The organism is Williamwhitmania sp. (assembly GCA_035529935.1).
Lineage (GTDB): Bacteria > Bacteroidota > Bacteroidia > Bacteroidales > Williamwhitmaniaceae > Williamwhitmania.
On record DATKVT010000109.1, the window covers coordinates 1 to 2,071 of the forward strand.

A 2,071-nucleotide genomic window follows, 5' to 3' on the forward strand; every position below is an offset into this window, starting at 1 on the left:
AAGCTCCTCTTCAACGAAGATTTCGGTTTCGTTCAACTTTAGCCGATTTGGAATAACCAAGGGAAGCTGGCTGAGCTTATGGGGTAGGCTTAAGGATGCGTTCTTTTTTGATTCTAAAACAACGGGAACATCTTGGCTGGAAGCAAACTCAAGTGTAGATTTGGTTAATCAAAATCAAACTAACACTGATATGCTACCGGACTGGACAAAGTTGTCAACAACTGAAAGAGTCAGATATCTCTTAGAGGCAGGTGCCGCAAGCGATACAAAGTTGGTTAATATTCATAATGTATTTAAGAATTTCAACCCTCAATCTGGTGATTTGCAGTATGGCATAATGGTGAGTAAGCCAGTAGTTGTAAACCTAGGTGGAACAAATTACAGAATCGGAATGCAATTATATGTCAATCCAAGAACTTCGGATAATTATTATAACCCAGTTTTTGATATACATATTAATAACCCCAATCGTATTACGACAGGTTACGGTGAGTGTACTATTTATAATATAGGATCTAGGACTCAGATGTATTTGTTGATTTATGGTGATGAAAGCCAATCTGATATATTTGAAAAATGGTATCCGATTGGCTAGTGAATATCTTTACAAAAGACATTAATTGAGTAAAATTGTTTTGTGATGAAGAATTTTTATAAAAGAGTAAGCCTCTTTGTTTTATTTGCTATGTTATCTCTGTCAGTGGTCTTTTTTTATATTAAGTCAAAATACGATTACCGAGAGAAGATAGAGATTCTGTCAAATAACTCGATGGCAATAATTTTTAATTACAACCTTGTTTTTGAGAATTTCTTTGCTAATTACTTTCGATACCCCTATAGTATTGAGGAGTTTTATAACTATTGGGAAGGAGATACCGTTGGTTTTGGTTATGCTGGTGCAAAAAAACTAATGCAGGATCCATTTTCTGTTAAAGGTTCGGACTTACTGTATGTCCCCATTTATTCCAGAGCCAGCAAGGAAAGTGAAGGATTTCTGCTGATTAGCGCTGGTATTGATGGCAAAATAGATAATCAAATCAAGGATACCATTTATTTTGAATCAGTGAAAACGTTACGGTTGTATAATTACCTAGCACCTGCAACTACCCTCACTTATCGAAAATACAACTTACACTTCAGTTTTAAGGATTATTTACTGGGGAATAGTGATTTGATGGTTGAGTATGCAGACGGCATTGCCATCTTTCTCAACAATGCTAGCCACCGAGTTTATACGCCAACACAGCTAATGAATAAGCTATATCCCAGAGGATTTACACGACTTGATTGCAGCGTGGAGGGTAAGGTGAAAAGTGTGAACGATAGTACGGTTGCTATTACGGATGATACGTGTAGCGTGGTTTGCACCATGTATAAAGGGAGGCCATTCAAGGCAAATAAAAATGAGTTGGTTAGGATAGCGGGCTGTTTTAGAAACAAGCTAGATCCGAAAACAAAAACTATTTATTTAGATCACTGCATTGCTGTTGATAGATAACCTATCTGCTGGCTCGAACGAACTTCGAAACACCCAGACGGAACCAACACAAAAGGGCATGCTGTCCAAGAGTGCAGTGCCGTAGCCGCTCGGCAGCACTAGGTAACAGTAACAGCTAAGCAAACGAGCCGCCCCGAACATTGGGGCGGCTTTGCGTTATAGGGTAGCGACGTTTATATGCCAGTCAGGGGGTGACTATTTTGCTGGCGCGATCAAGTCACCCCCTGACTAGGGTGTAGCGCAATTTCAAATTGGTCTCATCTTCAAATTCTCAAATTAATCGCTACCTTAGCGTAACGCTCTTTGAAAAACTTTTCGGCTACACCTTCCACGAGCACTACGATAAGCTGGGCCTTATTAACATGAACCGACCGAAGGGAGCTCATGGCAACACCTCTAAAATCAACCACCGAGTTGCCATAACATTTGGCCGGGTGTACGACCCCGTGGTGGGCCGCTTCCTGAGCGTGGACCCGCTGGTGGGCAACCCGCTGAACTCACAGGACTACAACGGCTACAGCTACTGCGGCAACAACCCCCTCGCCTTCACCGACCCCAGCGGATACCAGAAGT

The 2,071-nt window shown here is 41.3% G+C and carries 3 protein-coding genes; all 3 read left to right on the forward strand.

Annotated features, from left to right (window positions below; all coding sequences use genetic code 11):
- A partial coding sequence (locus tag VMW01_08425; GenBank protein HUW06274.1) for a hypothetical protein occupies positions 1-595 on the forward strand: 595 nt, incomplete at its 5' end.
- A gap of 174 nt (positions 596-769) precedes the next feature.
- Positions 770-1,498 (forward strand): hypothetical protein, encoded by a 729-nt coding sequence (locus VMW01_08430; GenBank protein ID HUW06275.1) that lies wholly within the window; start codon positions 770-772, stop codon positions 1,496-1,498.
- 251 nt (positions 1,499-1,749) lie between these two features.
- On the forward strand, positions 1,750-2,071 hold a 322-nt coding region (locus VMW01_08435; protein HUW06276.1), incomplete at its 3' end, for an RHS repeat-associated core domain-containing protein.